The organism is Micromonospora sp. NPDC005220, from assembly GCF_040607895.1.
In the GTDB taxonomy this organism is placed as follows: domain Bacteria; phylum Actinomycetota; class Actinomycetes; order Mycobacteriales; family Micromonosporaceae; genus Micromonospora.
Window position 1 is genome coordinate 129368 of sequence record NZ_JBEXHP010000008.1, and the last position, 6836, is coordinate 136203.

The window sequence follows — 6836 nt, forward strand, 5'->3', positions numbered from 1 at the left end:
CTCAGCGGCGGGTGGGGCGGACGGGGACCACCAGCGGGCCGTGGGCACCGGGCACCACTCGGACGCTGGCCCGGTAGTGGGTGGCGAGCAGCTCCTCGGTCAGCACCTCGGGCGGGGTCCCGGCGGCCACCACCCGACCGCCGGCGAGCATCACCATCCGGTCGGCGTACTCACCGGCCAGGGACAGGTCGTGCATCGTGGCCAGGACGGTCAGGCCGTGCTCGCGGCGCAGCTGGTCGACGAGTTCGAGCACGTCCTGCTGGTGCCCGATGTCGAGCGCGCTGGTCGGCTCGTCGAGCAGCAGCAGCGTCGCGCCCTGGGCGAGCGCCCGGGCGAGGAACACCCGCTGCCGTTCGCCGCCGGAGAGGGTGGCCAGTTCGCGACGGTGGAAGCCGGTGAGGTCCAACCGCCCCAGCACCTCGTGCACGGCGTCGACGTCGGCGGTTGACTCCCGGCCCAGGGTCGGGATGTACGGGGTGCGGCCGAGCAGCACGTAGTCCAGCACCGACATGCCCGGCGGCACCACCGGGGACTGGGCCACCGTGGCCACCACCCGGGCCCGGTCCCGACGGCGCAGCGCGGCACTCGGCGTACCGAAGAGGGTGATCGCCCCCGGCGCGGGCAGCAGGCCGCCGACGGCGCGCAACAGTGTCGATTTGCCGGCGCCGTTCGGGCCGATCACGGTGACCCACTCGCCGGCGGCGACGGTGAGGTCGACGCCGCTCAGGATCGGCGTGCCACCGAGGTCGACATGCAGCCCGCGCACCTCGACGGCCGGCGCACCGGCGGCGGAGGCACCGACGGCCGCTGCACCGGCGGTGGATTCGCGGCTCACGTGAGCACTCGCCGGGCGGTCCGCAGTACGAGGACGAAGAACGGGCCGCCCAGCAGGGCGGTCACCACTCCGATCGGCACCTCGGCCGGAGCGGCGGCGGTGCGGGCCACCACGTCGGTCAGCGCCAGGAACGCGCCGCCGAACAGCAGTGACATCGGCAGGATCACCCGGTAACTGGATCCGGCGAGCAGCCGGACGGTGTGCGGCACGATGATGCCGACGAAGCCGATCAGCCCGGTCGCGGAGACCGCCGCCGCGGTGCCCAGGGAGGCAGCTGCGATCAGCAGGTAGCGGGTGCGCTGCGGGTGCAGGCCGAGACTTCGTGCCTCGTCGTCGCCGACCGCGAGGACGTCCAGCTCGCGGCGGTGCAGCAGCACCACCACTGTGGTCAGGGCGGCGTACGGCAGCACCAGCAGCACGTCGTGCCAACCGGCGGTGGCCAGCCGGCCGAGCAGCCAGGAGTAGACCGGCTGGATGCTGTCGGCGTTTCGTTGCAGCAGGTAGGTCTGCCCGGCGGAGAGGAACGCGGAGACCGCCACCCCGGCCAGGATCAGCATCGCCGGTGACCCGCGTCGCCCGCCGGCCGCGCCGAGCACGTAGGTCATCGTGACGGCGAGCAGGGAACCGGCGAACGCGGCCAGCGGAATGGTCATCGGTAGCCCGGAGAGCGTGCCCTGCCGACCGCCGCCGCCGAGGGCGATCGCCGCGGTGACCGCGAGGCCGGCGCCGGCGGCCACCCCGAGCAGGTACGGGTCGGCCAGCGGGTTGCGGAACACGCCCTGGTAGCAACCACCGGCGAGGGCGAGCAGACCACCGACGAGCAGGCCCAGCACCACCCGGGGCAGGCGCAGCTCGGTGACGATCGCGATTTCGCGCTCGGTCAGCCCGCTGTCCAGGTGCACCCCGGGAAGCAGGTTGAGCAGCTCGGCGGCGACGCTGCCCGGGGGCAGGCTCACCGGGCCGAGCGACACCCCGACGACGAGCGCGACGAGCACCGCGAACACCCCGGCGACCAGCCAGCGCTTCCGCAGCCCGGCGGGCCGGGACGCAGTGCGCGGCCCCGCCGGCCGAGTCGTAGAGAGCAGCCCAGCCGGCCGTGCCGCAGGCGGCGGCCCGGCCGGCTGATCGGGTGGTGCCGGGTCGGACATCTGTCGCGACCCGGTCACCGACGGACGATGGTCACGCGGGCACCTTGGCGACCGCGTCGATGATGACCCGGAGCAGGTCCACGACCCGTGGGCCCCAGCGCGAGGCGATGTCGTCGTCCAGGGCGACGACCTGGTTGTTCTTCACCGCGGTGAGGCCGGCCCAGCCACTGCGCGCCTTGACCGTGTCGGCGTTCTGCTGGCAGCACTTGGCGTCGGCCAGGAAGACGAAGTCCGGGTCGGCCTTGACGACGAACTCCTGGGAGAGCTGCGGGTAGCCGAAGTTCTTGCCGTCCGCGTCGGCCGGGTCGGCGATGTTGGTCAGGCCGGCCTGGCTGTAGAGCGAGCCGATGAAGGTCTTGCTGGTCGCGGTGTACAGCTCCGGGCCCAGTTCGTGGAAGTAGGTGAGCTTCTCGGCGCGCTGCGGCAGGTCCTTGACCAGCTTGGCGATGTCGTCCTTCATCCGGGTGGTGACGTCGGTGGCCTGGTCGGCGTGCCCGGTGAGCGTGCCCAGCTCGGTGATCTGCCGGTACGAGTCGTCGAGCGTGGTCGCCGCCGGGGTCTGGTACACCGGGATCTTCAGCTTGGTGAGCTGTTCGACGACCTTGTTGCGGTCGTCGGAGAGCACCACCAGGTCGGGGTTCTTACCGGCGATCGCCTCGGCGTTCGGCTGGAAGCCGGAGAGGTCGGTCTTCGGTACGTCGGCCGGGTAGTTCGACTGGTCGTCGACGGCGGTCACCTGCGGGCCGGCACCGATCGCGAAGAGCATCTCGGTGGCGGTGGGCGACAACACGACGATCTTCTCGGGGCGCTTGTCGAGAGTGAGCGCGCCGACCGTCACCGGATATGCGGCGGCCGCGGTGCCGGCACTGGGCTTGTCGTCGGCCTTCTCGGCGCAGGCGCCGAGGGCGAGCGCGGCGACCGCGAGGGTCGCCGCGAAGAGCCGAGGGGTACGTCTGAACATAGGGGCCTCCTGTCGGTCGAGGAGTGTGGTGCTTCGCCGACAGGGACTTTCGTACGCCCGCCCACGAGGCGCCCTTCCTCGAGAGCGCGTATCGCGACCGATCCGTAGGCGACCTGGCTCGTCCCCACCGGCCGGTGGGGCATCACAGTTGCGGGACAGCGCCGGGTTGAGCACCGGCTTCGCTGCGGACTGGTCGCTAAGACGGTAGCGCACCGCCAGGAAATGCCGGATCGATCAAGGGTCGATCGGCGCTTGACGATCGACCGGACCGCACCACCGTGGGGATATGTCCCATATCTGGAGGCTCGGGAGCGGGTGGTGGGGCCCCGCCGGGGCGGGACGGGGCCCCACCCGATCAGGAGGACGTGATGGTGACGTTGTCCACAGCCGCTTCCACCAGGCTGGCTCCGGACGCGTCAGCGGCCTCGACGAGCACGCGGACCGACTGGCCGGCGTACGGGGTGAGGTTGAGGTTCGCTACCGCCCAACTTCCGTTGCGGTTGCTGGCCGCGCCGGCCTGGGTGAGCAGCGCGGTGGTGCCGCCGTTGTGCACCACGCTCACCCGCAGGTAGTCCGCCGACGAGGCGTTCGAGCCGTGCGCCAGGTACCAGGCGAGCGAGAGGGTCAGCGTGCCGGACGACGGCAGGGTCACCGCCGGGGACCGGGCGCTGGTCACCCCGCCGTCGACGTCGTAGTCACCGGCCGCCGAACCGGCCGCCGCGCCGGTGACCAGGTCGTTGGACCCGGCGTACGGGGTGAGCTGCTTGGCTCCGGAGGACGTGGTCGCCTGGGCGGCGCCCCGCTCGAACGCGCCCGCCGTGGCGGTGTCGGTGCCGGACGGGTTGATGGTCCAGCCGGTGGCGGTCTCGAAGGTGTCCGACCAGACCGTGGTGCCGCCACCGCCGCAGTACTGCGCCTGCTTGCCGATGGCCCGGTACGGGCAGTCGGCGTATTCGCTGAGGATCAGCACCGCCTCCCGGTTGCGCGAGGTCTGCGCCGGGATGACCTCGTCGGGCGGGTAGAAGCCGCCGCCGCCGGACGAGCCCGGGTACATCTCGAAGGTGTACGCCCAGATGTTGTGGGTGGCCCACATCCAGTCGAGGCTGTCGCCGTCGGTGATGTAGAGGTCGCTGGACTGCTCCGGCGTGTAGTTGTTGGTGGCCGCCATCTGCTGACCGATGGTGGCGAAGGTGTTGTACTGGTCCGCGTTCATCCCGGTCGCGGTGTTCGCGGTGGTGTAGCCGTACGGCCAGAGCACCAGCTCCGAGTACGTGTGGAAGTCGATGTTGGCCTTGATCTGCTGCACACCGCCGACCACCCGGCCGTTGACGAAGTTGCGCAGCGCCTGCGTCTCGGGGGCGGAGAACGCCGACGGGCCGCGGTAGGTTTCCGACGAGGTGGTGCCGGACGAGCCGCCGCAGCAACCCCAGTTGTAGCCCCAGTTGCGGTTCAGGTCGGTGCCGACGTTGGACGAGCCGCTGTTGGGCTGCCGGTTCTTACGCCAGGACCGGTACGAGCCGGTGGCGATGTCGTACTCGCTGCCGTCCGGGTTGACCGTCGGCACGATCCAGATCTCGCGGCTGTTGACGATGTTGGTGATCCGGGAGTCGCTGCCGTAGCTGTCGGTGAAGAGGTTGAGCAGGTAGATCGCCATCTCGACGGTCAGGTGCTCCCGAGCGTGCTGCTGGGAGTTGAACAGGATCTCCGGCTCGCTCTCGTCGGTGCCGACGTTGTCGGAGATCTTCACCGCCATCAGGTCTCGGCCCTCGTACGACGAACCAATGCTGATCTTGCGGGCGATCGCCGGATGGTCGGCGACGACCTGGTTCACGACGGCGGTCAGTTCCGCGTAGTCGTGGTAGTTGGAGTCGGCCGGTGGGAAGGCCATGGTGCCGATCTCGCCGGCGCCGCGCTCGGCGCTGGGGGGCGGGGCGAGCGGTTCCAGCCGGAAGCCGAGCTTGCCGATCGCGGCGGCCTCGCCCGCGGTGGCCGAGATGTGCAGCACCCCGTGTTCGGAGTAGTCGATGGCGGCTCCGGTGCGGGCCACCGCGTTGCGGTCGGCGAGGGTCCGGGGCCCGAGCACCCGGTAACCGGTGGCGGCCGGCTCTGCGGTGCGGTCCGGTGCCGGTCGGGCGCTGACCGGACCGGCGGCGACGGTGACGATGCCCAGCCCGGTGACGACGGCGAGCACCAGGACACGGCGGAGGGGGATGGGCGTGCGGAGGGCCATGGACTACCTCCTCGATGGGCGGGAGATCCCGCTCGGTGAAGGACACTTCACCACCTGTCACATGGTCATATCAATATTGATCGCTGTCTTATGCATCCCAAGGGGATCATCACGGCGGCAATGATTTTCCACCTATCAACATCTGGCGAAACTTCCCTCCAAGCGGAAAACTGACCAGCGACGATGCCCCCTCGACACCGCGGAGCACCCATGGCCAGATCCCGCCTGCGCGCGGCCGCCCTCGCCGGCGTCAACACGCTCACCCTGCTCACCACCGCCGCGCCCGCGATGGCAGCCCACCCGCCCGCCCCCGTTCACGACGAGCTGATCACCTACCAGGACTGGTCCGGGCCCGCCGACTGGCACCGGGGCAGCCAGGCCGGCACCCGCGTCGTGCCCGGGGCCCGCGCGGGCGTCACCCTGGCCCGCCCGGCCGGCACCATCGAGTACGCGGACCCGCACACCGGCGCCACCCGCAGCTGGGAGTACGGCACCTGGACCTCGCCGGTGACCCGGATCGGGTTCGACGCCACCGAGCTGATCGCCTCCTGGAACGCGGAGACCCCCGCCGGCACCTGGATCCAGGTGGAGATGCAGGGCAACTACACCAGCGGCGACCAGACCCCGTGGTACGTGCTGGGTCGCTGGGCGTCCGGCGACGCCGACATCAAGCGGACCAGCGTCAACCGGCAGGGCGACCCCTGGTCGACGATCTGGACCGACACCTTCAGCATCGACGACGCCAGCGCCGGCGTGCTGCTGCGGTCGTACCAGCTCAAACTGACCCTCTACCGGGCACCCGGGCAGAGCGCCGCGCCGGTGGTCCGGATGCTGGGCGCGATGAGTTCCACAGTGCCGGACCGGTTCACCGTGCCGCCGAGCGCCGGACACATCGCCTGGGGCCGGGAGCTACCGGTGCCGCGCTACTCGCAGAACGTGCACGCCGGGCACTACCCCGAGTACGACGGCGGCGGCGAGGCGTGGTGCTCGCCCACCTCGACGGAGATGGTGGTCGAGTACTGGGGCCGCAAACCGTCGGCGGCCGACACCTCCTGGGTGGACCCGACCTACCCCGACCCGACGGTCAACCACGCCGCCCGGATGACCTACGACTACGCGTACGACGGCGCGGGCAACTGGCCGTTCAACACCGCGTACGCGGCCAGCTTCCCCGGGCTGGAGGGCCGGGTGACCCGGCTGCACTCGCTGGACGAGCTGGAACGTTTCATCGCCGCCGGCATCCCCGTCGTGACCAGCCAGTCCTTCCTCGCCAGCGAGCTGGACGGGGCGAACTACGGCACCTCCGGGCACCTCTTCGTGGTGGTCGGCTTCACCGCCGACGGCGACGTGATCGTCAACGACCCGGCCTCGTCCAGCAACGACGTGGTGCGCAACGTCTACAAGCGTGCGCAGTTCGAGCAGATCTGGCTACGGACCAAGCGCACCAACGCCAGCGGCGGCGTCTCCGGCGGCTCCGGCGGCATCGCGTACCTGATCAAGCCGCTGGAGAAGCCCTGGCCCAAGCTCCCCAACTCCACCAACTGGTAACCCACCCCACCCCCCGGGACGGCCCCGGGGCGGCCCCGGGGCGGCCCCGGGGCGGCCCCGGGGCGGCCCCGCTCCACGCGGTTGTTGTTGAAGTTAATGAGAAGAAACGCCGCG

At 71.0% G+C, this 6836-nt stretch carries 5 protein-coding genes; 1 reads left to right on the forward strand and 4 read right to left on the reverse strand.

Annotated features, from left to right (window positions below; all coding sequences use genetic code 11):
* Nucleotide 1: 1 nt before the first annotated feature.
* The 4 genes from ABZU52_RS06100 to ABZU52_RS06115 form a co-directional block, all read right to left on the reverse strand.
* Nucleotides 2-835, reverse strand: coding sequence for an ABC transporter ATP-binding protein (locus ABZU52_RS06100; RefSeq protein WP_354969970.1), 834 nt, complete (start codon nucleotides 833-835; stop codon nucleotides 2-4).
* A complete protein-coding gene (locus ABZU52_RS06105; RefSeq protein WP_354969981.1) occupies nucleotides 832-1983 on the reverse strand; it encodes an iron ABC transporter permease in 1152 nt (383 codons plus the stop codon). Before ABZU52_RS06105 ends, ABZU52_RS06100 begins: the two co-directional genes overlap by 4 nt.
* Before the next feature lie 31 nt (nucleotides 1984-2014).
* Nucleotides 2015-2944 carry an ABC transporter substrate-binding protein gene (locus tag ABZU52_RS06110; protein ID WP_354969971.1) on the reverse strand — a complete coding sequence of 310 codons (930 nt, stop codon included), beginning with the start codon at nucleotides 2942-2944 and terminating at the stop codon, nucleotides 2015-2017.
* Nucleotides 2945-3299: 355 nt separating this feature from the next.
* Nucleotides 3300-5174: a M14 family metallopeptidase gene (locus ABZU52_RS06115; RefSeq protein ID WP_354969972.1), complete on the reverse strand. Its 1875-nt coding sequence runs from the start codon at nucleotides 5172-5174 to the stop codon at nucleotides 3300-3302.
* 210 nt (nucleotides 5175-5384) lie between these two features.
* Here ABZU52_RS06115 and ABZU52_RS06120 point away from each other — a divergent pair, with 210 nt between their 5' ends.
* On the forward strand, nucleotides 5385-6722 hold the full coding sequence (locus ABZU52_RS06120) for a C39 family peptidase (RefSeq protein WP_354969973.1): 1338 nt from the start codon (nucleotides 5385-5387) through the stop codon (nucleotides 6720-6722).
* Nucleotides 6723-6836 lie beyond the last annotated feature (114 nt).